The sequence below is a fragment of the Streptomyces barringtoniae genome (assembly GCF_020819595.1).
Taxonomy (GTDB): Bacteria; Actinomycetota; Actinomycetes; order Streptomycetales; family Streptomycetaceae; genus Streptomyces; species Streptomyces barringtoniae.
The window spans coordinates 80,049-103,532 of record NZ_JAJHNP010000025.1; the positions used below are offsets into that span (position 1 = coordinate 80,049).

24 protein-coding genes and 3 pseudogenes are annotated in these 23,484 nt (G+C 71.1%); 17 read left to right on the plus strand and 10 right to left on the minus strand.

Annotation, left to right across the window (positions count from 1 at the left end; genetic code table 11):
- Window positions 1-31: 31 nt before the first annotated feature.
- The 5 genes from mqnE (at window position 32) to LMU33_RS34725 (ending at window position 3,506) form a co-directional block, all read left to right on the plus strand.
- Complete coding sequence (mqnE, locus tag LMU33_RS34705; protein WP_228624938.1) at window positions 32-1,195, plus strand: aminofutalosine synthase MqnE; 1,164 nt, start codon at window positions 32-34, stop codon at window positions 1,193-1,195.
- Window positions 1,196-1,257: 62 nt separating this feature from the next.
- Window positions 1,258-1,920, plus strand: coding sequence for a UdgX family uracil-DNA binding protein (locus LMU33_RS34710; protein WP_228624940.1), 663 nt, complete (start codon window positions 1,258-1,260; stop codon window positions 1,918-1,920).
- Window positions 1,921-1,936: 16 nt separating this feature from the next.
- Window positions 1,937-2,461 (plus strand): GNAT family N-acetyltransferase, encoded by a 525-nt coding sequence (locus LMU33_RS34715; protein WP_228624942.1) that lies wholly within the window; start codon window positions 1,937-1,939, stop codon window positions 2,459-2,461.
- 75 nt (window positions 2,462-2,536) lie between these two features.
- The gene (locus tag LMU33_RS34720) at window positions 2,537-2,845 is read left to right on the plus strand and encodes a DUF4229 domain-containing protein (protein WP_228624944.1); all 309 of its coding nucleotides are present in this window, start codon (window positions 2,537-2,539) and stop codon (window positions 2,843-2,845) included.
- Between the two features lie 10 nt (window positions 2,846-2,855).
- Window positions 2,856-3,506 (plus strand): TetR/AcrR family transcriptional regulator, encoded by a 651-nt coding sequence (locus tag LMU33_RS34725; RefSeq protein WP_228624946.1) that lies wholly within the window; start codon window positions 2,856-2,858, stop codon window positions 3,504-3,506.
- Window positions 3,507-3,565: 59 nt separating this feature from the next.
- On the opposite strand, the gene LMU33_RS34730 is transcribed toward LMU33_RS34725, so the two are convergent.
- Complete coding sequence (locus LMU33_RS34730; protein ID WP_228624948.1) at window positions 3,566-4,387, minus strand: MaoC family dehydratase; 822 nt, start codon at window positions 4,385-4,387, stop codon at window positions 3,566-3,568.
- Between the two features lie 260 nt (window positions 4,388-4,647).
- Between LMU33_RS34730 and LMU33_RS34735 the strand changes: the two genes are divergently transcribed.
- Complete coding sequence (locus LMU33_RS34735) at window positions 4,648-6,600, plus strand: AMP-dependent synthetase/ligase (protein ID WP_372478112.1); 1,953 nt, start codon at window positions 4,648-4,650, stop codon at window positions 6,598-6,600.
- Window positions 6,601-6,737: 137 nt separating this feature from the next.
- Window positions 6,738-7,649, plus strand: coding sequence for a LysR family transcriptional regulator (locus LMU33_RS34740; RefSeq protein WP_228624950.1), 912 nt, complete (start codon window positions 6,738-6,740; stop codon window positions 7,647-7,649).
- A 26-nt stretch (window positions 7,650-7,675) separates the two neighbouring features.
- Here LMU33_RS34740 and LMU33_RS34745 read toward each other — a convergent pair whose 3' ends face one another.
- Entirely contained in the window at window positions 7,676-8,326 is a 651-nt protein-coding gene (locus LMU33_RS34745) for a class I SAM-dependent methyltransferase (RefSeq protein ID WP_228624952.1), read from the minus strand.
- Window positions 8,327-8,654: 328 nt separating this feature from the next.
- Here LMU33_RS34745 and LMU33_RS34750 point away from each other — a divergent pair, with 328 nt between their 5' ends.
- Window positions 8,655-9,119 (plus strand): hypothetical protein, encoded by a 465-nt coding sequence (locus LMU33_RS34750; RefSeq protein WP_228624954.1) that lies wholly within the window; start codon window positions 8,655-8,657, stop codon window positions 9,117-9,119.
- 78 nt (window positions 9,120-9,197) lie between these two features.
- Here the strand turns inward: LMU33_RS34750 and LMU33_RS34755 are convergent, their stop codons facing one another.
- The gene (locus LMU33_RS34755) at window positions 9,198-9,512 is read right to left on the minus strand and encodes an AzlD domain-containing protein (RefSeq protein ID WP_228624956.1); all 315 of its coding nucleotides are present in this window, start codon (window positions 9,510-9,512) and stop codon (window positions 9,198-9,200) included.
- Window positions 9,509-10,198, minus strand: a complete 690-nt coding sequence (locus LMU33_RS34760) for an AzlC family ABC transporter permease (protein ID WP_372478113.1) — start codon at window positions 10,196-10,198, stop codon at window positions 9,509-9,511. Before LMU33_RS34760 ends, LMU33_RS34755 begins: the two co-directional genes overlap by 4 nt.
- 68 nt (window positions 10,199-10,266) lie before the next feature.
- On the opposite strand from LMU33_RS34760, the gene LMU33_RS34765 reads away from it, so the two are divergent.
- Window positions 10,267-10,842 (plus strand): helix-turn-helix domain-containing protein, encoded by a 576-nt coding sequence (locus tag LMU33_RS34765; RefSeq protein ID WP_228624960.1) that lies wholly within the window; start codon window positions 10,267-10,269, stop codon window positions 10,840-10,842.
- A gap of 141 nt (window positions 10,843-10,983) precedes the next feature.
- Here the strand turns inward: LMU33_RS34765 and LMU33_RS34770 are convergent, their stop codons facing one another.
- Entirely contained in the window at window positions 10,984-11,187 is a 204-nt protein-coding gene (locus LMU33_RS34770; RefSeq protein WP_003992177.1) for a cold-shock protein, read from the minus strand.
- 298 nt (window positions 11,188-11,485) lie between these two features.
- Between LMU33_RS34770 and LMU33_RS34775 the strand changes: the two genes are divergently transcribed.
- From LMU33_RS34775 to LMU33_RS34795, 5 genes are all read left to right on the plus strand, one after another.
- Window positions 11,486-12,334: a menaquinone biosynthetic enzyme MqnA/MqnD family protein gene (locus LMU33_RS34775; protein WP_228624962.1), complete on the plus strand. Its 849-nt coding sequence runs from the start codon at window positions 11,486-11,488 to the stop codon at window positions 12,332-12,334.
- A 52-nt stretch (window positions 12,335-12,386) separates the two neighbouring features.
- Window positions 12,387-14,480: a serine/threonine-protein kinase gene (locus LMU33_RS34780; RefSeq protein ID WP_228624964.1), complete on the plus strand. Its 2,094-nt coding sequence runs from the start codon at window positions 12,387-12,389 to the stop codon at window positions 14,478-14,480.
- Window positions 14,481-14,514: 34 nt separating this feature from the next.
- Window positions 14,515-15,258 carry a prepilin peptidase gene (locus LMU33_RS34785; RefSeq protein WP_228624966.1) on the plus strand — a complete coding sequence of 248 codons (744 nt, stop codon included), beginning with the start codon at window positions 14,515-14,517 and terminating at the stop codon, window positions 15,256-15,258.
- Window positions 15,259-15,329: 71 nt separating this feature from the next.
- Window positions 15,330-16,529: a cyclic dehypoxanthinyl futalosine synthase gene (mqnC, locus tag LMU33_RS34790; protein WP_228624968.1), complete on the plus strand. Its 1,200-nt coding sequence runs from the start codon at window positions 15,330-15,332 to the stop codon at window positions 16,527-16,529.
- 17 nt (window positions 16,530-16,546) lie between these two features.
- Window positions 16,547-17,146, plus strand: a complete 600-nt coding sequence (locus LMU33_RS34795; RefSeq protein WP_228624969.1) for a hypothetical protein — start codon at window positions 16,547-16,549, stop codon at window positions 17,144-17,146.
- A 27-nt stretch (window positions 17,147-17,173) separates the two neighbouring features.
- Here the strand turns inward: LMU33_RS34795 and LMU33_RS34800 are convergent.
- Window positions 17,174-18,119 (minus strand): annotated as a pseudogene (locus tag LMU33_RS34800) (chitinase).
- On the opposite strand from LMU33_RS34800, the pseudogene LMU33_RS34805 reads away from it, so the two are divergent.
- Together LMU33_RS34805 and LMU33_RS34810 are read left to right on the plus strand one after the other, a co-directional pair.
- Window positions 18,073-18,614 (plus strand): annotated as a pseudogene (locus tag LMU33_RS34805) (acyltransferase family protein); the annotation flags it as partial. The pseudogenes LMU33_RS34800 and LMU33_RS34805 overlap by 47 nt on opposite strands.
- Window positions 18,615-18,638: 24 nt before the next feature.
- Complete coding sequence (locus tag LMU33_RS34810) at window positions 18,639-19,334, plus strand: demethylmenaquinone methyltransferase (RefSeq protein WP_228624971.1); 696 nt, start codon at window positions 18,639-18,641, stop codon at window positions 19,332-19,334.
- Between the two features lie 42 nt (window positions 19,335-19,376).
- Here the strand turns inward: LMU33_RS34810 and LMU33_RS34815 are convergent, their stop codons facing one another.
- Together LMU33_RS34815 and LMU33_RS34820 are read right to left on the minus strand one after the other, a co-directional pair.
- Window positions 19,377-19,685, minus strand: a complete 309-nt coding sequence (locus LMU33_RS34815) for a PASTA domain-containing protein (protein ID WP_228625056.1) — start codon at window positions 19,683-19,685, stop codon at window positions 19,377-19,379.
- A gap of 109 nt (window positions 19,686-19,794) precedes the next feature.
- Window positions 19,795-20,367 (minus strand): annotated as a pseudogene (locus LMU33_RS34820) (GNAT family N-acetyltransferase).
- 97 nt (window positions 20,368-20,464) lie between these two features.
- Between LMU33_RS34820 and LMU33_RS34825 the strand changes: the two are divergent.
- Window positions 20,465-21,757, plus strand: coding sequence for a geranylgeranyl reductase family protein (locus LMU33_RS34825; protein WP_228624973.1), 1,293 nt, complete (start codon window positions 20,465-20,467; stop codon window positions 21,755-21,757).
- 4 nt (window positions 21,758-21,761) lie between these two features.
- On the opposite strand, the gene def is transcribed toward LMU33_RS34825, so the two are convergent.
- Window positions 21,762-22,391 (minus strand): peptide deformylase, encoded by a 630-nt coding sequence (def, locus tag LMU33_RS34830; protein WP_228624975.1) that lies wholly within the window; start codon window positions 22,389-22,391, stop codon window positions 21,762-21,764.
- A gap of 161 nt (window positions 22,392-22,552) precedes the next feature.
- Window positions 22,553-23,362, minus strand: coding sequence for a C40 family peptidase (locus LMU33_RS34835; RefSeq protein ID WP_228624977.1), 810 nt, complete (start codon window positions 23,360-23,362; stop codon window positions 22,553-22,555).
- Window positions 23,363-23,484 lie beyond the last annotated feature (122 nt).

A 23,484-nucleotide genomic window follows, 5' to 3' on the forward strand; every position in this document is an offset into this window, starting at 1 on the left:
GGGGCGAGCTGTCGTAGAAAGGGCGTGTGGCATGGACGTCGGGCTCAAGCGCGAGCTGGAGGAGAAGGTCCGCTCCGGTGAGCGGCTGACCCGCGAGGACGGCATCGCGCTGTACGAGTCGGACGACCTGGCCTGGCTCGGTGGCCTCGCCCACGAGGTGCGCACCCGCAAGAACGGCGACGTGGTGCACTTCAACGTCAACCGGCACCTCAACATGACCAACGTGTGCACGGCCTCCTGCGCCTACTGCTCCTTCCAGCGCAAGCCGGGGGAGAAGGACGCGTACACGATGCGCATCGAGGAGGCCGTGAAGCTCGCCAAGTCGATGGAGTCGGAGAACCTCACCGAGCTGCACATCGTCAACGGCCTGCACCCGAACCTGCCGTGGCGCTACTACCCGCGCTCCCTGCGCGAGCTGAAGGCCGCCCTGCCGAACGTCTCCCTGAAGGCCTTCACGGCGACGGAGATCCACCACTTCGAGACGATCAGCGGTCTGTCCGCCTCGGAGATCCTGGACGAGCTGATCGACGCGGGCCTGGAGTCGCTCACCGGCGGCGGCGCGGAGATCTTCGACTGGGAGGTCCGGCAGCACATCGTGGACCACCGCACCCACTGGGAGGACTGGTCCCGCATCCACCGCCTGGCGCACGAGAAGGGTCTGAAGACCCCGTGCACCATGCTCTACGGCCACATCGAGGAGCCCCGCCACCGCGTCGACCACGTCCTGCGCCTGCGCGAGCTGCAGGACGAGACGAACGGCTTCCAGGTCTTCATCCCGCTGCGCTACCAGCACGACTTCGTGGACATGAAGGACGGCAAGATCCGCAACCGCCTTCAGGCCCGCACCCAGATGGCGACCGGCGCGGAGGCCCTGAAGACCTTCGCGGTCTCCCGCCTGCTGTTCGACAACGTCCCGCACGTGAAGGTCTTCTGGGTGATGCACGGCGTGCAGACCGCCCAGCTGGCCCTCCAGCACGGCGCGGACGACATGGACGGCTCGGTCGTCGAGTACAAGATCACCCACGACGCGGACAACTTCGGCACGCCGAACAAGCTGACCCGCGAGGACCTGCTGGAACTCATCCGCGACGCGGGCTTCCGCCCGGTGGAGCGGAACACGCGGTACGAGATCATCCGGGAGTACGACGGCCCGGACCCGGCGCGCAGGGAGTCCCCCCAGCCGATGCGGGTGTGAGGTCTTCCCTCCCACCCCGACCGGGTTGGTGAACACGGCGTCCTCAGGGGTACCCGGTGGCGGTGAGTTCCCGTACGACTGCCCCCGAGGACGCCTACACGGCGGAGCCCTTCGTGCCGGAGGGCGCCAGTCTCACCGCCCTGCGCAAGGCTGCGGCCGGCTGCCGGGGTTGCCCCCTGCACGAGAACGCCACGCAGACGGTGTTCGGCGCCGGCAACGCGCACGCGCGCGTGATGCTCGTCGGTGAACAGCCCGGCGACCAGGAGGACCGGCAGGGCAGACCCTTCGTCGGGCCCGCCGGCCGGATGCTGGACAAGGCGCTCGCGGAAGCCGGTATCGACCCCGGCGACGCCTATGTGACCAACGCCGTCAAGCACTTCAAGTTCACGCAGGCCGAACCGCGCAAGCGCCGTATCCACAAGGCGCCGAGCCTGAGGGAGATGACCGCCTGCGGACCCTGGCTCGCGGCGGAGCTGGCGCTGGTCGAGCCCGAGCTGATCGTGGTGCTGGGCGCGACGGCCGGGAAGGCGCTGCTGGGTTCGTCGTTCCGGGTGGGCGAGGTGCGCGGGACCGTGCTGGAGCGGGAGATCCACGGGCGACCCGAGCGGCTGGTGCCGACCGTGCACCCGTCCTCGGTGCTTCGGGCACAGGACGACGAGGACAGGAAGGCCGCGTACCAGGGGCTCGTCGCCGACCTGAAAGTGGCTGCACGCGCCCTCGGGTAATAGATACAGTGGCCCTATGCCACTTACTTTCACGTTGGACCCCGCCATCACCCCGGCCCTGCGCGACGGCATTCTCGACCTGTGGACGGACGTGTCCAACGCGGGCGGCGCCGTGGGCTTCGTGCCGCCGGTGAGCCGGGAGGACGTCCGGCCGGAACTGGTGAAGCACTTCGTGGGCATGGCCGAGGGCCGGCACCGGCTGCTCGTCGGCTGCGACGAGACCGGCGAGCCGGCCGCGACCGCGTTCTTCGCCTTCAACACCCACCGGCTCCAGACGCACTGGGTGTGGCTGTACACGGTGATGGTCCACCCGAGCCACCAGGGCAAGGGGTACGGCCGTGACCTGCTGGCGGCCGCCGCGGACGCGGCCCGCACCTTCGACGGCGTCGACGCGATCCGGCTGACCTGCCGGGGCGGTCTCGGCCTGGAGCGGTTCTACGGCTCCTGCGGATACAAGGAGGTCGGCCGCATACCCGGCGCCATCCGGGTGGCGCCCGGCGACGACCGCGACGACATCATCATGCTGCACCCCCTCCACTGACCCCGCTGCAAGATCCCTTCCCGTCCGTGCTTCACTGGACGACGACCCCTTTTGGAATCGGACGACTGGATTGAGATGCTCCGCTACACACTGATGCGCCTCGGCGTCTTCGCCGGCTGCCTCGTGGTCGTCTGGGGAGCCGTCTACTCCGGGATCTTCCCGCGAGGCTTCGGCAGTTCCAACGGCCTGTGGGTGTTGCTGCTCGCCCTGATCCTGTCGGCGCCGATCAGCTGGGTGGTGCTGCGCAAGGAGCGGGACCGGGCCTCGGTGCGGATCGTGACCAGGGTCGACCGGATGAAGGCCAACCTGGAGGCCAACCGCAGCCAGGAGGACGGCGCCGACGACGTCGCGAGGACGCAGGGCGGGGCAGCCGCGTCCAACTAGTCTTGCCCTCATGGGTGGGGCGAAGACCAAACGAATGCCGCGTGCGGTGCGGGAGCAGCAGATGCTCGACGCCGCCGTACGCATTTTCGGGCAACGCGGCTACATGGCCGCCTCCATGGACGAGATAGCCGAGCTCGCCGGCGTCTCCAAGCCCCTGGTCTACCTGTACCTGAACTCCAAGGAAGACCTCTTCACCGCCTGCATCCGGCGCGAGGCCACCGCCCTGACGGAGGCCGTCCGCGCCGGGGTGCGCACGGACCTGCCCGCCGACCGCCAGCTGTGGGACGGCCTGAAGGCGTTCTTCGCGCACACCGCCGAGCACCCCGACGCCTGGTCCGTGCTGCACCTGCAGGCCCGCACCCACGGCGACCCCTTCGCGACCGAGGTCGCCGCGATGCGCCGCGAGATCGTCGCCTTCGTGACCCGCCTGGTGGCGGTCGCGGCCCGCGAGGCACACCGGGACCCCGACCTTCCCGAACACGAGGTCGCGGGGCTGGCGGAGGCACTGGTGGGCGCGGCGGAGTCGCTGGCCGCGTGGGCCAACACCACGCCGGGAGTCACCGCCCGGCAGGCGGCGACGACCCTGATGAACTTCGCCTGGTCGGGTCTGGGCACCTTGATGTCCGGCCATTCTTGGACTCCGCCTGCCGGAGATGCCTAGGGGAGCGGGCAACCCACCGCACACCCGCACCCGGCAACGGCGAGAGCCCCCAACGGCGCTCAGCCCGAAAGCGCCCGTACCTCTCCAAGCAGGTGAACCCGACCCCCCGCACCCCGCAACTCGAACCGCCCAGACCCGTCCGCCCCGTAGGCCACCGTCCCCGGCAACAGCACCGGTGCCCGGAACTCCGCCCGCACCACGGCGGAGCCGCCCGTGCCGTGGGCGGCCAGGCAGCGGGCCACCGTCCACATGCCGTGCGCGACGGCCCGTGGGAAGCCGAAGAGGCGGGCGGTGAGCGGGTACAGGTGGATGGGGTTGCGGTCGCCGGAGGCGGCGCCGTACCGCCGGCCCACGTCCTCGGCGAGCCGCCACTCGGCGGCGACGGGCAGCGGGGCCGGCTGCTCTTTCCGGGGTCCGGCGGGCCGGTCGGTGCGATGCCGCGCGAGGTACGTGCTGCGCGACTCCCATACGACCTCCCCGCCGGCCCGCATCGCGGTGACCACCGTGGCCTGCGTGCCGCGCCGGTGCGGGGCCAGTCCCGCGATGTGCACGGCGAGTTCGTACTCCCCGGTCGCCGGAAGGGAGGTGTGCCGGGTGATCTCGATCGAGGTGTGGACGAGGCCCAGCAGCGGCAGCGGGAACGCCCCGTCGCTCATCAGCCGCATGGCCGCCGGAAAGCCGAGGACATGGGGATAGGTGACCGGGAGGGCGCTGTCGCCGGTGGGAAAGCCGCACACCCGCTCGTAGGCGGCCAGCCGGTCCTGGTCGACCCGCACCCCGGGCAGCACCAGCCGCTCTCGGGGGAAGTCCGCCTCGGGGGAGGGCCGTTTGAAGGGGGAGCGCAACACGCCGCCCGTGAGATGCAGCAACTCACCCACCATGCCCAGCTCCCATGTGCTTACTCTGGAGTAAGGTTACCGCCGGTAAGTCTACGGTACGGTCCCAACTCGAGAGCCACGGGCGAACATGAGCCCCCGTCACACAGACCCCGAGGCTGCACACCCCCGGCCCCGGACCCTCCCCGAACCCGCACGATCCCCTCACAGCGGACCCGTACGATCACCTGCCTAACCAGCGGTAACCCCTTTCTCCGTATCTATGAGGGACCACCGCAGGTGCATGTCCGCCAGAGGAGCCGCCCGTGTCCACCCCGTTCCCGAACGCCCCCGTCTCCTCCGGCACCCCCGTCTCCGCCACCGACTACGACGGCCGGCCGGTCCTCGTGGAGCCCTGGGTCCAGCGCCTGGACGGCGCCGTACGGGAGGTGTCCGTACCGCCGTTCGCGCCCCCGGTGAAACACGGCTCGCTCGCGGACCTGCCGTTCGACAACGCCGGGACCGCCCCCGCCCACACCGTGCTCAGCCGCCGGCTGCCCGACGGCCGCTGGGCGGACGTGACGGCCGCGCACTTCGCCGAACAGGTCCTCGCCGTGGCCAAGGGACTGATCGCCGAAGGCCTGGTGCCGGGCGACCGACTCGCCGTCATGGCCCGTACGACGTACGAGTGGACCCTCCTCGACTTCGCCGCCTGGGCCGCCGGCCTGGTCACCGTGCCGATCTACCCGACCTCGTCCGTCTTCCAGACCCGGTGGATCCTGCACGACTCCGGCGCGGTCGCCCTGATCACCGAGACCACCGCCCAGGCCTCCGCCCTCGGCCCCGAACTCCAGCACCTGCCCGACCTGCGCCATCTGTGGGTGATGGACAAGGACCACGTGACCCGGCTCGCCGAGGCCGGCGTGCAGGTGCCGGACGGCGAAGTGGCCGTACGGCGCGGCATGCTGGGCCCCGACACCCTCGCCACCCTCATCTACACCTCGGGCACCACCGGCCGTCCCAAGGGCTGCGCCCTCTCCCACGGCAACTTCTTCGCCGAGGTCGACAACGCCATCGAACTGCTCCACCCGGTCTTCAAGGGCCAGGACGAGGAGCCGTCCGTCCTCCTCTTCCTGCCGATGTCCCATGTATTCGGCCGCATGGTGGCCATCGCCTGCGTCCGGGCCCGCGTCCGCCTCGGCCACGCGCCGAGCCTCGCCGCCGAGGACCTGCTGCCCGACCTCGCCGCCTTCCGGCCGACCTGCCTGCTGACCATCCCGTACATGCTGGAGAAGGTGTACAACTCGGCCCGCGCGAAGGCCGAGTCGGGCGGCCGGGTCGCCGCCTTCGACCGGGCCGCGGCGGTCGCCGTCCGCTACGGCGAGGCGCTGGAGTCCCGGCAGACCGGCACCGGCGGCGGCCCGAGCCGCTCCCTGAAGACGGCCCGCGCCTTCCACGACCCGCTGGTCTACCGCAAGATCCGGGCCGCCATGGGCGGTCGCGTCCGGTACGCCATCTGCGGCGGCTCCCCGCTCGGCCGGCGCCTGGCCGCCTTCTACGCCGGTGCCGGCATCGAGATCTTCGAGGGCTACGGCCTGACCGAGACCACCGCCGCCACCACCGTCACCCCACCCCTCAAACCCCGCCTGGGCACGGTCGGCTGGCCGCTGCCCGGCACCCGCGTCCGCATCGCCGCCGACGGCGAGATCCTCGTCTCCGGCGACCACGTCCTGCGCGGCTACTGGGATCCGCAGGCCGGGGGAGTCGTGCCCGCGACCCGGGACGGCTGGCTGTCCACCGGCGACATCGGCGAACTGGACGACGAGGGCTACCTCACCATCACCGGCCGCAAGAAGGAACTGCTGATCACGGCGGGCGGCAAGTCGGTGGCCCCGGCCCCGCTGGAGAACTGGCTGCGCCAGCACCCGCTGATCTCCCAGGTGATGCTGGTCGGCGACGCCCGCCCGTACGTGGCCGCGCTGATCACCCTCGACGTCGACGGCGTCACCCACTGGCGGCAGATGATCGGCAAGCACCCGGTGCCCCCGGAGCTCCTCGTCGGCGACCCGGAGCTGGAGGCCGTCCTGCAGCGCGCGATGGACGAGGCCAACAAGCTCCTCTCCCGCCCGGAGTCCATCCGCCGGTTCGCCGTACTGCCCCGGGACTTCACCGAGGAGGCCGGTCACCTGACCCCGTCGATGAAGCTCCGCCGCGAGCAGATCATGACCGACTTCGCGAGCGAGGTGGAGGGCCTGTACGGCCCGGCCACCGGCCCCTGAAGGTCGGCACCCGCTCCTCGCGCGCGAAGCGGGTTGCCGCCTGGGTCGGCCGTGGCCCGGTATCGATCCTCGTACGGCCCCTGATTCCAGTCAATCCTTGGGTTTCCTCACCAACCCCAAGCGTTAACTTGGGAGTTATGACCCTCGACGACCTCCGTGTGTTCGTGGCCGTGTGCCGCGCCGGCAGCCTCAGTTCCGTCGCCAGGGACCTCGGCTGCACCCAGTCCGCCGTCAGCCAGCACGTGCGGCGGCTGGAGCGGGAGACGGGGGTCGCGCTGCTGGAACGGCAACCGCGAGGCGTGGTACCCACGCAGGCCGGGCGCATACTGGAGGCCGCCGCGGCCGAGGGAATCTCGGGGCTCGACCTCGCCGTACGGCAACTGCGCGACCTGGTCGACGGCCACAGCGGGCACGTCAGCGTCGCCACCGGTGCCACCACCGTCCGGCACTTCATGTCCCAGGCGGTGGTCGCCTTCCGCCGCCGCCACCCCGAGGTCAACCTGGAGTTCCGCACGGTCAGTTCGGGGCGCGGCACCTTCGACGCCCTGGCCGACGGCACCCTCGACCTGGCCTGGATCACCGTCGGCTCCCCGGTCCGGGGCATCGAGCAGCGGACGGTCGCCGAACTGCCCTGGGTGCTCGCCGTCGGCGCGGACGACCCCCTCGCCGGTCGGCCCCGCCTCGACGCGGCCGACCTGGCGGGGATCCGTCTGATCCGGCTGCCCCCGAACTCCACCTCCGCCGTCCACCTGGACGCGGCCTGCGCCGAACTGGGCGTCCGCTTCGCCTACGACACGAGCGTCGCCGACTGGGACACGGCACTGCTGCTGGCCGAGCTGGGGGTGGGCCGGGCGGTCGTCCCCGCCGTACCGGGGCTACCGATCCCGGGAGGGGGCGAGCTACGACTGGTCCCGCTGCCCGGCCTGCGCCCCCTGCCCGTCGGCTGGGCCGTCCGCCGCTGGGACTCCCTCAGCCCTCCGGCACGGGCCTTCGCCCGCACCGTCGCGGAGTTCCGGGGCGCGGCCGCTGCGGGTGCTGCGGCGGGCTGAGCGGGAGTCCGGCCCAGACCGTCCGGTCAGGCTTTCTTCCGGGCGAGCAGGAACGCCTGCGGTGCTGACTCCGCCCGCGCAACGTCCTGTTCGCGAACGGTGCCTGCTTGGAGGGCGAAACCGCCGTCGGTCAGCAGCTCCGTCATGAACTCGGGGCGGCGTCGCTCGAAGTCCAGCGTCACCGGATGCCCCCACGGCTCAGCCAGGTGGAGCGCCTCGTCGCCCGCCTGGAAGGCGAGCAGGAGATGACCGCCGGGAGCCAGCACGCGGTGGAACTCGGCGAACAGCGCAGGAAGTTCGTCCACAGGTGTGTGGATGCTGGAGTACCAGGAGACGACCCCGGCGAGCGCACCGTCGGCACAGGGCAACTCCAGCATCGACCCCTGCTCGAACCGCAGAGCGGGATGCTCACGGCGGGCGATGGCGAGCATCGACTCGGAGAGGTCGAGGCCGAACACGGTCAGGCCCAGGCTCGCGAGATGGGCCGTGACCTCGCCGGGCCCGCAGCCGAGGTCGGCCACGAGCCCGGCCGGGCCGACCAGTTCGGCGAACGCGCCGAGCAGCGCCCGCTCCAGCGGCCTGTCGGCGAGCGGGTTGCGGAAGCGGTCGGCGTAGTCCTCGGCGATGGTGTCGTAGAAGGTGCGGGTGGCGGTGAGGAAGTCGGTCCTGTCGGTCATGGGAGGGGACCGTACCGGCCCGCACCGACAGGCTCTTTAAGGTGGCTGTCCTTCGAGCTGGTCGTCGCCGATGCGGACGTTGTACCAGCGTGACTGAGCCCTCTACGCGCCTGCCCCTTCCCTGGCGGATGTCGTGACCCGGCTGGACGGTTTGAGCGGCGGATGCTGCGCCTCGGGCCGGAGTGTCGCGACCAGCACCAGATGGTCTCTGCTGTGAGCACAAGTTGACGTTTCATCAGGGAAATTGGCCGAGGGGGCAGCGCGCACGGTGACCGCTAGCGTGATCCACAAAATTCCTGGCTAATCGCTTGTCTCAGAAGGGAACCGCATGCGCCTCTCTCGTCGCGCCTTGGTCCTGCTCACCACTCTGGCCACCCTCATAGGTGCCAACCTGCTCATCTCCACTCCCGCGCAGGCCGCCACTTCCTGCTCCGGCACCATCACCTACAGCGAGTCCTTCTCCTACCCCGGAGAAGGTGTGATCGGCGAGCTGACCATCTACTACAACAGCAGCAACGGCGGCACCAACAGCGCCTGTTTCTATCACCGTGGTCGCTCCTACGGCGTTGCCACTGACACCTGGGTCTACATCATGCGATGTTCACAGACGTCGGGTGAGGGTCAGCAATGCCACAGCGTCGCTGCTGGTGGCTACGACCAAGGTAAATACGCTTACCAGGCCGGCCCCGTTGGCGTGACGGGCACGGCGAACTACTGTGTCGCGGCGGTTGGCTATATCGCATGGCACGGCGTCACGATCGGTCCGGACAGTGCCTGGACGCGGGGCTGCTGACCGTCACACCCATGACGGGGGTCATGACGGATGTCGCAGCCCGGTCGGCGCCAGGCCCTCGACAAGCCGCAATGCGGCCTAGCCCGCCCCGGCCAGCCGCAGCAGCGCGGTTGTCGCGGCCGCGCCGAGCACCACGACCACGAAAGGCGCGCGCCGCCACGCCAGGACCCCGCCGGCCAGGACTCCGGCGGGGCGGGCCCAGCCCGCGAAGCCGCCGGACTCCGTCAGCGCGCCGGTGGCCAGCAGGGCGACGAGCAGCACCACCGCCCCCGCCGAGGCCAGTTCCTGGGCCCGCGCCGGTATTTCGACCCGCCCGTGCAGTACCAGTCCCACCAGCCGGAAGGCGTAGGTGCCCAGGGCCAGTGCGAGGATCACGACGACCGAGGCGTTCATGCGGCGGCCTCCACGGGCCGGCGGCGGTGCAGGAAGAGCCCCGCCAGTGCGAGCAGCACCGGCACCCCGGCGGGTACGGCGGGCGTCACCGCGAGCGCGACGACCGCGCCGAGCAGGGCGCACCGCCGAACCGTCGCATCCGCCCGCAGCTGGGGCAGCACCAGTGCCACCAGTACTGCGGGAAACGCGGCGTCGAGGCCGTACCGGGCCGTGTCCCCCAGCGCGCCCCCGGCGAGCGCGCCCGCCAGCACCCCGGTGTTCCACACGGCGAACAGACCGAGCCCGGAGATCCAGAACGCCCTCCGCTGCCGTACCGGATCGGACTGGGCGAGGGCGAAGGCCACCGTCTCGTCGGTGACCAGGTGCGCGCCGAGCAGACGGCTCGCACGGCCGGTGCCGATGATGTCCGCCACCGCCAGACCGAACGCGGCCGTGCGGGTGTTGAGCAGCAGCCCCGTCGCCGCGGCGGCGACCGGCCCGCCCCCGGCGAGCAGCACCCCCACCGCGCTGAACTGGGCCGAGCCGGCGTACACCACCAGGGACATCACCACGGGCACCCACACCGGCAGCCCACCGGCGACCGATACGGCGCCGAAGGAGACGCCGACGATGCCGCTGGCGAGCCAGACGAGCGAGCTGTCACGTACCAGGGACATGTCATCGGGTGTTCGCTGTACCGAACGCATGTTTCCTACACTGGAACGTGAGACGCCTGTCCGTCAAGCCGAACGATCGTACCGATGGAGCGAACAACATGGCCGAGCCGCCTCCCCGGACCCCCGCCCGGCTCCCGCTGGAGTGGATCGCCGCATCGCTCAGGCGCGAGCGCGCCCGCACCGGCCTGTCCCTGTCCGAGCTGGCCAAACGGGCCGGAATCGCGAAGTCCACGCTCTCCCAGCTGGAGGCGGCGAGCGGCAATCCGAACGTGGAGACGCTCTGGGCGCTCGCGGTCGCGCTGGGGGTGCCGTTCAGCGCGCTGGTCGAGCCGCCCGCGCCGCAGGTCCAGGTGATCCGCGCCGGCGAGGGTCCGGAGGTCGCCTCGCGACAGGCGAACTATGTCGCCACCCTGCTGTCCGCCAGCCCTCCCGGGGCCCGGCGGGACATCTACCGCCTGCGCGCGGAGCCCGGCGCGGCCCGCACGTCCGAACCGCACATTCCCGGCACGGTCGAGCATCTGATCGTCGGCTCGGGCCGGGTGAAGGCGGGTCCGGCGGGGGAGGAAGCAGAACTCGGCCCCGGGGATTACATGACCTATAGGGGTGACGTTCCGCACTCGTACGAGGCGCTGGAGCCGGGCACGACCTTCGTCCTCGTCATGCAGCACACGTAGCAGCACGCGTAACACGCGCGGCGAACGCCGGGAATTCGCCCAGAATTCACACGCGGCGCGGCCGGAAAGGCAGGAGCCCCGTCGCCGGAACGGCGCGGGGCTCCTTGGGTACTTCTCTCAGGTTCTGCGATCAGGCAGTGATCAGACGGGGGTGACGTTCTCCGCCTGCGGACCCTTCGGGCCCTGCGTCACGTCAAAGCTCACCTGCTGGTTCTCCTCGAGGGAGCGGAAGCCGGAGGCGTTGATCGCGGAGTAGTGAACGAAGACGTCGGGGCCGCCGCCCTCCTGGGCGATGAAGCCAAAGCCCTTTTCGGCGTTGAACCACTTCACGGTTCCGGTAGCCATAAGCCCTCCTTGGGCTCACAAAGGGTTGCCCTGCTCCAGAACCTGCACGTGCGAAACGGTGCTGCACAACTGCATTCGTCTGAAAACGACGAGAGCCCGCGGTCACATGCTCCGCAGGCTCTGTACTGCAAGGGAAACCAAACTGCAACTTGCGGCGAGCCTAGCACGCGGGCGCCCGAAAGCAATAGAGGTCAAGATCACGTCACCCGGATGTTTGAACCCTCGCTAGGCCATTTGACGGCGCGACGGCGGTGGGGCCGGTCCCGGCACCGTACCGGACGGGGTCTAGTCTCGCGATGTGGACAATGCTCGCACCCGGCCGCGCGTCGGCCACATCCAGTTCCTGAACTGCCTGCCCCTGTACTGGGGGCTCGCGAGAACCGGCACCCTACTCGACTTCGAGCTCACCAAGGACACCCCCGAGAAGCTCAGTGAGCAGCTCGTGCGCGGCGATCTCGACATCGGCCCCGTCACCCTGGTCGAGTTCCTGCGCAACGCCGACGACTTGGTGGCCTTCCCGGACATCGCCGTCGGCTGCGACGGCCCGGTGATGTCCTGCGTGATCGTCTCGCAGGTCCCGCTCGACCGCCTGCACGGCGCCCGGGTCGCCCTCGGCTCGACCTCCCGCACCTCGGTCCGCCTCGCCCAGCTCCTGCTCGCCGAGCGCTACGACGTGGCGCCCGACTACTACACCTGCCCGCCCGACCTCAGCCTGATGATGCAGGAGGCCGAGGCGGCGGTCCTGATCGGCGACGCGGCGCTGCGCGCGAACCTGCTGGACGGCCCGCGCTACGGCCTCGAGGTGCACGACCTCGGCGCGCTCTGGAAGGAGTGGACCGGCCTGCCGTTCGTCTTCGCGGTCTGGGCGGCCCGACGCGACTACGCGGAGCGCGAGCCGGACATCACCCGCCAGGTCCACGAGGCGTTCCTCGCCTCCCGCAACCTCTCCCTGGAGGAGGTCGGCAAGGTCGCCGAACAGGCGGCCCGCTGGGAGGCCTTCGACGAGGCGACCCTGGCTCAGTACTTCACCACCCTCGACTTCAGCTTCGGCACCTCCCAACTGGCGGCCGTCGCCGAGTTCGCCCGCCGGGTCGGCCCGACGACCGGCTTCCCGGCGGATGTGAAGGTGGACCTGCTGCGGACGTGAGAAGGCGTCACTAGGCTGCTCACCACTGGATGTGGGTCGGGGGGAGCACGTCATGCAGCCGCTGGACGCGGACGAGCCGGCCATCGTCGGGCCCTACCGGCTGCTCGGCCGGCTCGGCTCCGGTGGCATGGGCCGGGTCTACCTCGGCCGCAGCGCGGGCGGCCGTACCGTCGCCGTGAAGATCGTGCACCCGCACTTCGCGCTGGACGAGGAGTTCCGCGCCCGCTTCCGGCGCGAGGTGGCGGCCGCCCGCCGGGTCGGCGGTGCCTGGACCGCACCCGTCCTGGACGCGGACCCGGAGGCCCCGGTGCCCTGGGTCGCCACGGCCTACGCGGCCGGCCCGTCCCTCGCCGCGGCCGTCACCGACACCGGCCCGCTGCCCGCCCACACCGTACGGGCCCTGGGCGCGGGCCTCGCCGAGGCGCTGACCGCCGTACACGACCTGGGTCTGGTCCACCGGGACGTGAAGCCCTCCAACGTCCTGCTGACCCTGGACGGACCGCTGCTGATCGACTTCGGCATCGCCCGGGCCATGGACGGCACGGCGTCCCTGACGTCCACCGGCGTGTCCATCGGCTCCCCGGGCTACATGGCACCCGAACAGATCCTCGGCAAGGGCGCCACGGGCGCGTCCGACGTCTTCTCCCTCGGCGCGGTGCTGGCCTACGCGGCGACCGGCGAACCGCCGTTCCGGGGGGACACGTCCGCCGCGCTGCTCTACAAGGTGGTCCACGAGGAGCCAGAACTGGGCTTCCTGGAAGGGGAGTTGCGCGAGACGGCCGCTGCCTGCCTGGCCAAGGACCCCGCCTCCCGCCCCACCCCCGCCGAGGTGAGCCACCGGCTCGCTCCCGAGGGCGCCACCCGACTGGTCACCGGCGGCTGGCTCCCGGGGCCCCTGGTGGAACAGGTCAGCCGGAGCGCGGTACGCCTGCTGAACCTGGACACGGGGGAGGCGGCGCACTCGGGGCCGGTGGCCTTCGACAGCCCGGCGGAGACGGGGCCTTCGACCCGGGGGTCGGGGGCGGGGCCGGCCTCGGCTCCGGGTTCGCGGCCGGGTCTGGGGTCGGCTTCGGGTTCGACACCGGGTCCGGAGCCGGCTTCGGGGCCGTCCGGGGTTGCGGGCTCCGCCCCGGCTTCGGGTGCGGGCCCGGTCCAGGGCTCTGCCTCCGCCCCTCCTCCGGCCGAGCCGAACTCGTTCACGGGAGCCGGGGTGTTCGGGCCTGCGCCGGTGATGAATTCAGAGGCCCTTTCTACGCCGGTTGGCGGACCAGGGGTTCCTGCCTGGCCCTTCGGCGACCCGCAACACCCCTCGGGGCCGCCCCACGGCGACCCGCAACACCCCTCGCATCCACGCCACGGCGGCGGCCCACAGCACCCCTCCACCGCAGACCTCGGCGGCCCCCAGAACCCCTCCGTCCCGAGCAACGGCACCCCGCAGAACGCCTCCTCGGGGCCGGCGACCGGCGTCGTGGACGGGACTTCCTCCGGGGCTTCCTCCGCGGCGCCGACCGTCGTGCCCGCGCAGCGTGACGCGGTGCCGCAGGGCCGGCTTTCCGTCAGCGTGGCGGCGGCCTCCGCGCCGGCCGAGGGCGGCCGTGGGCGCCGGCTGAGCTGCACGGTGGTGCTGGCCGTCGCCGGTGCTCTGGCAGCAGGAGGACTGGGGCTCGGCGTACTGCTGCAACCCTGGGCCCAACAGGACGGCAGCGGCAAGAGCGTGGGCGGCGGCCGCCCCTCGGTCTCCCCGGCGCCGAGCGAGTCCTCCGGCGGCCCCACCGGCCGAAGTGACCAGCCCGGCGCCATCCCGGCCGGCTACCTCGGTACCTGGGAAGGACAGGCCACCGGCCTCGGCGGCAGTCTGCCCGAGGGCACCTTCCGGCTCACCGTCCATCAGGCCGCCGTAGGAAAGGAGCTGGGACAGCTCCGGCAGACCGACCAGATCGGCGGCGTGTGCACCGACGTCCTCACCCTGAAGAAGGTGACGAAGACCCAGGTCCTCGCGACCTCGACCGGCGCAAAGGACAACCCCGGCCACTGCGTACCCACCCCGCACCAGGTCGAGTTGACCCCGGTCGGCGACGACCTGAGGTTCACGTCGGACAGTTCCGCCGAGGGCAACCCGGTGGCGCGCCTGTCGAAGGTCGGATGAGCACGGCGCGCGGGACGGGGAGCGGGGGGACCGGATGAGCACAGGGGCGCTGGCCGCCGTCGCCGCGCTGTGGGGTGCGCTCGTGGGCGCGCTGCTGCCCCGCGCCGCCTACCGCTTCGCCGTACCGGCCGGTGAACCCTGGCGGGACCGCTGCCCGGACGGCCATCCGATCCGCGGCTGGATCGGCCGGATCGCGTGCGGCGCCTGCGGGGGAGAGGCCCGCGGCACGGGCGTACCCCCCACCGCCGCCCTCCCCGCTTCCCTCGCCACCGCCCTGACCTGCGCCACCCTCGCCACCGCCACCGGCACCCGCCCCGAGCTGGCGGTCTGGCTGCTGCTCGCGCCGGTCGGGGTGCTGCTGGCCGTCGTCGACTTCCGGGTGCACCGGCTGCCCGACCCGCTGACCCTGCCCCTGGCCGCGTCCGCGCTCGCCCTCCTGGGCCTTGCCGCACTGCTGCCCGAGCACGCCGGTCACTGGTCCACCGCGGTGTACGGCGCTGTGGCCCTCGGCGTCGGCTATTTCATGTTGTTCCTCATCAACCCGGCCGGCATGGGCTTCGGTGATGTGAAGCTGGCCGTCGGCATGGGTGCCGTACTCGGCTGGTACGGCTGGTCCACGGTCCTGCTCGGCGCCTTCGCCGGTTTCCTGCTCGGCGCGCTGTACGGCGGAGCCCTCGTCCTCGTACGGCGGGCGGGCCGCAAGACCGCGATCCCCTTCGGGCCCTTCCTGCTGGCCGGTGCCTTCGCCGGGCTGCTGATCGGCGCGTACGCGGCCTGACGTCTGCATGGTGAAACCGCTGGCGTAGGCTGAGTCAGTCCGTCCACACCCCTTGACGAAAGGGACGCCCGGTGACCGAGAAGGCCGACCTCCAGTCCGTGCTCGACCGAGCCGCAGCGGGCGGACGCATCACGCCCGAGGAGGCGCTCGACCTCTACCGGGATGCCCCGCTGCACGCGCTGGGCGCCGCCGCCGACGCCGTACGGCGGCGGAAGTACGCCGGTATCGAGCACATCGCCACGTACATCATCGAGCGGAACATCAACTACACGAACGTGTGTGTCACGGCGTGCAAGTTCTGCGCCTTCTACGCGGCCCCCAAGGACAAGGACAAGGGCTGGACCCGCGACCTCGACGACATCCTGCGCCGCTGCGCGGAGACCGTCGAGCTGGGCGGCACCCAGATCATGTTCCAGGGCGGCCACCACCCGGACTACGGCGTCGAGTACTACGAGAAGCACTTCAAGGCCATCAAGGACGCCTTCCCGCAGCTCGTCATCCACTCCCTCGGCGCGTCTGAGGTCGAGCACATGGCCCGTATCTCCGGTGTGTCGGTCGAGGAGGCCATCACCCGGATCCACGAGGCGGGCCTCGACTCCTTCGCCGGCGCCGGCGCGGAACTGCTCCCCGAGCGGCCCCGCAAGGCCATCGCCCCGCTGAAGGAGAGCGGCGAGCGCTGGCTGGAGATCATGGAGACCGCGCACCGGCTGGGTGTGGAGTCGACGTCCACGATGCTCATGGGCACGGGTGAGACGAACGCCGAGCGCATCGAGCACCTGCGGATGATCCGTGACGTACAGGACCGCACGGGCGGCTTCCGCGCCTTCATCCCGTACACGTACCAGCCCGAGAACAACCACCTGAAGGGCCGCACCCAGGCCACCCTCTTCGAGTACCTGCGGATGATCGCGATCGCCCGCCTCTTCCTCGACAACGTCCAGCACATCCAGGGTTCCTGGCTGACCACGGGCAAGGAGGTCGGCCAGCTGTCGCTGCACTACGGCGCGGACGACCTCGGCTCGATCATGCTCGAGGAGAACGTGGTCTCCTCGGCCGGTGCCAAGCACCGCTCCAACCGCCTGGAGATCATCGACCTGATCAGGAAGGCGGGGCGGGTCCCGGCGCAGCGCGCCACGACCTACGAGCACCTGGTCGTCCACGACGACCCGGCGAACGACCCCGTCGACGAGCGGGTGATGTCCCACATCTCGTCCACGGCGATCGAGGGCGGCACGGCCCACCCCGAACTGAAGCTGCTGGCGCCCAACTAGAGCCGGCCAGGCGTTCCGTGTTGACACTTCACGTTGCCGAACGGTCGCCCGAGACGGCCGTTCTGGTCGACGGGGCGTCCGTCGCCGCCGTCGGTCAGTACCAGGAACTGGCCGACGCCGACCCGCGGGCGCGGGTGCGGCGCTGGCCCGGCATCCTGACGCCGGGACTGCTGAACCCGTACGGTCCGGAGCTGCTGGAGGCCACGTACCATCCCGACCCGCGCGAGGCCGATGCCCTCGGTACCGAGCCCATCGGCGGGGAGCGGGCGCGGGAGATCTTCCGCACCGACCCGGCCAGCCTCGGCGCGAGCGCACGGCGCGGGGTGCAGCGGATGCTGGCGCACGGCACGGTGGCGGTGGCCGGGGAGCTGCGGTCGCGGGCCGTGGTCGACGCGGTGCGCAGGGCGGGGCTCGCGATGGGACAACGCCCGGACCGCCTGCCGGGCCCGGCGGCGCTGTCCCCGACCCCGCTGATCCTGCTGCCCAAGCTGGTGCCGGGCGGTCCGGCCCGATTCGCCGTGTTCGATGTCGCGGACCGCGCCGAACTGGTCCGGCGTGGTGCCGGGACCTGCGTGGCGACCGTGATCGGCGGGCGGCTGGTGTACCGCGCCCGGTGATCACGGCCCGGGTCGGGGAGCTCCGGCTCAGCCCGCGAACGCCTCTCCGACCCCCCGAGCCCTGTTCGACCCCGCTGCAGTCGGTCGCCGCGTCGTGCTGCCCGCTCGCCCCGTCCTCGCACTGCCGGTCGCGGAAGGTGGACCACATCGACACCCAGGCGATCTCCTTCTCCTGGGCGAACATCCGCACCTGCGCGGCGTCGGCGAGGGCGAAGGTCTCCCCGGCCACGTCGTCGACCCCGCTCATCGAGGTGAGCGCCATGCCCCGCCAGGCGCCCGCGTCGGACAGCCCGAACACCTTCTTCAACTGGGCGTGCGCGGACTCGGCGGAGCTGACGGCCTCGTCGCCCATGTCACCGGTGTACGACTCGCCGTAGTTCATCGTCGTCACGTTCACCGTGGCGACCTGGACGTCGTACGTGTTCGCGGACGCCAGCAGCGCGAGGCCGTCGGAGTCGAGGCCCGAGGGCGTGACCGGCAGGGTGAAGGAGACCTTCAGTTCCGGCCGTTGCCTCTGGAGCCTCGCCATCGCCTGCGAACGCCGGGCCACGGAGGCGGAGTCGGTCAGTTCGTCGCCCTCGATGTCGAAGTCGGCCCGGCTGGAGCCGGCCGCGTCCAGCGCCCTGCCGTGGGCGGCGGCCAGGTCCACGGCGCTGTCGCAGGTCGCGGCGAGCTCCTTGCCGGAGGCTCCGCCGAAGGAGACACGGACGTCGGCACCGTCCTTCTTCAGGCGCGGTGTCCGGGACTTCACGGCCGGGTCGCCGATCTTCTCGGTGCCCTTCCACCTGGGCGTGCAGCCACCGCCGTCGGAGATCACGAAGGTCAGGTTGTACGTCGACGGCGAACCGGCGGAGTCGGTGTCCGACGCCTCGGTGGCGCTGACATAGGGGGCGTAGAGGGCGTAGGAGGCGTGGGCGGGCGTCGACTTCGGCAGCGCCCTGTGGGACCCGTCGACGTACCTCTTCTGCTGGATCCTCGGCTTCGCCCACCGCGACGGGGTGCTGCGGCGGACGAGACCGGCGCTCGTCTGCGTCCTGTCGTGCGCCGCACTGCGTTACGGCGCCTGGTACGCCTTCCCGCACCAAGCCGACTCAGGGACGTACGACCTGGACGAGAACCCCCCTCGCCGAGGCCTTCTGGTCGGCCGGTTTCGTGACGCTGCTGATGTGGGCGCAGACGTACTTCCGGATCGGCTTCGCCCGGCTCACCCGGTTCCGGCGGCTGGACCGCACGGTCACCGTCTTCAACGCGCGCGATGACGATCTAGCTCTGGAACGAGATCGCCCTGGTCCTGGCCGTCCCGCTGATCGACCGGTTCTGGAACGTGCCCGCCTTCGAGAGGTACCTGCCCCTGGACAGCCAGTGGTTCATGTTCGGCATCAGCTGGCTCCTGATCGCCGTCTTCGTCCTGTTGTGCGACTGGGTGGAGGATGTCGCGGCGCGGAGGAAGCCGAGGCTCCTGCCGTGAGACCGGGCTGCAACAATGGGCGGCGTGACCCGCGCTTCCCTGAACAAGCAGCCGCACGAAGTCGCCTCGATGTTCGACGACGTGGCGGAACGGTACGACCTGACGAACGACGTGCTGTCGCTCGGCCAGGACCGGGTGTGGCGCAGGGAGGTGGCGAAGGCGGTCGACGCGCGCCCCGCGCAGAAGGTCCTCGACCTGGCCGCCGGTACGGCCACCTCCTCGCTGCCGTTCGCGCGCACGGGCGCGTACGTCGTCCCGTGCGACTTCTCGCTCGGGATGCTGCAGGTCGGCAAGAAGAAGCACACCTGGCTGCCGTTCACGGCCGGCGACGCGACGCGGCTGCCGTTCAAGGACGACACCTTCGACGCCGTGACGATCTCCTTCGGGCTGCGCAACGTGCAGGACACGGACGCGGCGCTGCGGGAGATGTACCGGGTGACCCGGCCCGGCGGGCGCGTGGTGATCTGCGAGTTCTCGCACCCGACCTGGGCGCCCTTCCGGACCGTCTACACCGAGTACCTGATGCGGGCGCTGCCGCCGGTCGCGCGGGCGGTGTCCTCGAACCCGGACGCGTACGTCTACCTCGCCGAGTCCATCCGCGCCTGGCCCGACCAACCCGCCCTCGCCGAACGGCTGCGCAAGGCGGGCTGGTCCAAGGTGGCCTGGCGCAACCTCACCGGCGGCGTGGTAGCGCTGCACCGGGGCTTCAAGGAGAGCTGAGGCCTTTTACGGGCCGCCGCGGCGGGCTCGGCGGGCGGGGTCTCAGCGGTTGATCATCTCGAAGGCGTCACCGGGCTCACCGAGTTCGCGTTGGAGGCCACCGGCGGGCGGCCTCGGGATGCGTGGCTCGCGCACGCCCCCGCCGCCCTCTCCCTCACCGAAGTCGAACCACACGTACACCATGGACTCCCGGGGCACCTCGGCACCGGGCTGCGGGTACTGGCGTACGACGTAGTCGACGACCGCGAGGTGGAAGTCCGGGCGGTCCGGCGCATTGAGGAACAGGCCCTGCGCCCGGGCCGTTTCGCGCGCGTCCACGGCCATCAGTCCGACCAGCCGCGGCACGCGCACTTCGGGTGTTTTGGGTGTTATGCGCACAGATGTCACCCCCAGCGGTACTGGAAGGGTAACTCCCGTGAGCCCGGGCCGGAAGGAGTCGGTGTCTTTCTGTGACAGATGGCTACTCTGCGTGACGGATACGGGGTGCGTGATCGGCGTGGGGCGCGTGATCGGCGCGGGGCTCGTTATCGAGGCGGAGCCGGAAGCAGAGGGCCTGCTCGTCCAGTGTGGGGTGCGGATAGGTCTCCGCCGGTTCCATGCCGAGCCGCCGGGTCACCGCGATCGACCGCTCGTTGCCCGGCCGGACCATCGCCACCACCTCCTTGATCCCGGCCACCCGCACCCGCTCGAGCGTCTCGCGTGCGGCGGCGGTGACGTACCCCTTGCCCCAGTGCGCGCGGCCGAGCCGCCAGCCGATCTCCATCGCGCCCACCGGGCCCCAGTCCGGCCGCCAGGGCTGCGCTCCGGTGAAGCCGATGACCTCGCCGGACCCGTCCAGCATGGTCCACAGGCAGAAGCCGAGTTCCGCATCGTGCCGCCGCTGCCGGGCGGTGAGTTCCTCGTAGACCGACAGCGCGGCCGGCCTGCCGCCGTAGAACTCCATGACCTCGGGGTCGTCGAAGACCCGGTGTCAGGCGATCGCGTCCTCGTGGGTGGGAACGCGCAGCTGTACCGCGGGTAGAGGTCGGTTCACAGGGCAGCCCTTCAGCCGGGTGATCAATTCTGCTGAATAGACTGCCCATGTCCAGTGCCGGTCGGCACATACATTTCGAACTTGGGGAGATCCCGCCGTGACCGTCGAGACCGAGCCCCTCTCCGAGAACACCGCCGACGTGATCGTCGTGGGCGCGGGGCCGGCCGGCTCCACGACCGCGTACCACCTCGCCAAGGCCGGCCTCGACGTCCTGCTCCTGGAGAAGACCGAGTTCCCGCGCGAGAAGGTGTGCGGCGACGGCCTCACCCCGCGCGCGGTCAAGCAGCTCGTCGCCATGGGCATCGACATCTCCGAGGAGGCCGGCTGGCTGCGCAACAAGGGCCTGCGCATCATCGGCGGCGGCAGCCGCCTCCAGCTGGACTGGCCGGATCTCGCCGCCTACCCGAACTACGGACTCGTCCGCAAGCGCGACGACTTCGACGAGCAGCTCGCCCGCAACGCCCAGAAGGCGGGGGCGCGGCTGTACGAGCGCTGCAACGTGAGCGGCCCGGTCATCGACGACCGCACCGGCCGCATCACCGGCGTCACCGCCAAGCTCGGCGAGGAGAAGCGCGAGGTCACCTTCCACGCGCCGCTCGTCGTCGCCGCCGACGGCAACTCCACCCGCCTGTCCCTCGCGATGGGCCTGCACCGCCGCGAGGACCGCCCGATGGGCGTCGCGGTGCGCACCTACTTCACCTCGCCCCGCCACGAGGACGACTACCTGGAGTCCTGGCTGGAGCTGTGGGACCGCCGCGGCCCCCAGGACCGGCTGCTGCCCGGCTACGGCTGGATCTTCGGCATGGGCGACGGCACGTCGAACGTCGGGCTCGGCGTCCTGAACACCTCCGCCTCCTTCAAGGAGCTGGACTGGCGCGAGATCCTCAAGGCCTGGTGCGCCTCCATGCCGGAGGACTGGGGCTACACCCCCGAGAACATGACCGGCCCCATCCGCGGCGCCGCCCTCCCCATGGCCTTCAACCGCCAGCCCCACTACACGCGCGGCCTGCTGCTCGTCGGTGACGCCGGCGGTCTGGTGAACCCCTTCAACGGCGAGGGCATCGCCTACGCCATGGAGTCCGGCCAGATCGCCGCCGACGTCATCGTGCAGGCACACGCGCGTGCCACGCCCGCACAGCGCGAGATCGCCCTGCAGCGCTACCCGCGCGTCCTCAAGGACACCTACGGCGGCTACTACACCCTCGGCCGTGCCTTCGTGAAGCTCATCGGCAACCCGAAGGTCATGCAGATCGCGGCCCAGCGCGGCCTCACACACCCGATGCTGATGAAGTTCACCCTCAAGCTCCTGGCGAACCTCACCGACCCCACGGGCGGCGACGCGATGGACCGGATCATCAACGGCCTGAGCAAGGTGGCCCCGAAGGCCTGAGCCCCTACCGGGCCGGGCTCAACTCCTCCGCCCTGGCGGCCCGGCGGGCGAACACCTCGTCCCGCCGGGCGGCCATCTGCCGCAGCGCGTCCTTTTTCTCCCGCTTGGAGAGCCGATCCAGGTAGATGTACCCGTTGGTGTGGTCGGTCTCGTGGATGAGGCAGCGCGCGAAGTGCCCCGTGCCCTCGATGACCACGGGGTTGCCGTCCTTGTCCTGCCCGCGCACGACGGCCCGGTCCGGCCGCGGTACGGCCATCACGGCACCCGGCACCGAGAGGCAGCCCTCGCCCTCGTCCAGCAACCGTCGCCCGCTCGTGGGCGTTTCTAGCACAGGATTGACGATGTGTCCGACATGTCGGGCACCCCCGTCATCGGGGCAGTCATACACGAACAGCCGGATATCGACCCCAACCTGATTCGCCGCAAGTCCCGCCCCTTCGGCGACATACAGGGTGAGGAACATGTCGTCGATGAGTGCGGCGAGGTCGGGCCCGAACTCCGTGACGTCCCGGCACGGCCTGTGCAGGACCTCCTCGCCGACCTCGGTGATCCGGCGCACCGCACCGCGCCCGGCCTCGGGGGCGTGGCGGGGGTAGTGGTCGGCGGGCCTTCCCTGTACGAACACGCGTGGCATGACGCGGTCTCCTTCGCTCGTGGCCGGACCGCCGGACGGCGGCCCGAGCAGAGCATGTCAGGAGCGGCGCTGTGAGATGCCGGGAACGACGCAAGGGCCGCTGCCCCCGAGCGGCTGCGGCCCTGTGCGCGTGACAGGCGGGTGAGAGGTGCGAGGTGTGTTCAGAGCACCCGCACGGCGCCGGTCGGCGGGTCGTACGACAGCGGCTTCTCGACGATGCCGGTGGACGGGTTCTGCGCTCCGACGAACATACCGTCGCCGACGTACACCGCCACGTGGTACGCGCTGCCCGCGCTGCCCCAGTAGAGGATGTCGCCCGGCTGCAGGTTGCTCAGCGAGACCTGCGTGCCGGCGGTCGACTGGTCCTGGGAGACGCGCGGCAGGCTGACGCCGATCTGCTTGAAGGCGGACTGCACTAGGCCGGAGCAGTCGTAGGCGCTCGGGCCGGAGGCGCCCAGGACGTAGGACTTGCCGATCTGCGCCTTCACGAAGGAGATGACGGCCGCGGCCGAACCGGTGGCCGTGGACGTGCTCGTGGAGGTGCTGCCGCTGTCGGTGGCGGCGAGCGTCGTACGCGTCGCGTTGCGCGAGGCACGCTCGGCGGCGGCCCTGCGGGCGGCCTCCTCGGCCTTCTTCTTGGCCTCTGCGGCCTTCTGCTTCGCCTCGGCGAGGTCCGCCTTGGCCTGCTTCGCGGCCTTTGCGGCGGCCGCGTCGCGCTCGGCCTGCAGCTGGTAGTTCGCGGCGGCCTGCTGGGTGGCGTCCGCGGACTTGGCCGCCTGAGCGGCCAGGTCGGCCGTCAGGGTGGGCAGTTCGAGGGTCTGCGTCACCGGCTCGGCCGCGTTCGCCGAGCCGGACGCCCCGGCGACTGCCAGGGAGCTGAGGACGCCACCGGCAACTCCGGCCCGCATCGCGAGGGTCGACGCGCTGCGGCGGGGCTTCCGGTGGCTGCGTATGTGAGCGGTGTGGGACATGGGAATAACCGGTACCAGGGGCTCCTTCATATCTTCAAGAAACGTGTGCTGCGCCACAGTTGCTCAATCGAGACCTGAAATCCCGGGTGCGTCGCTCTTTATTGACGCCGTAACGGACATTG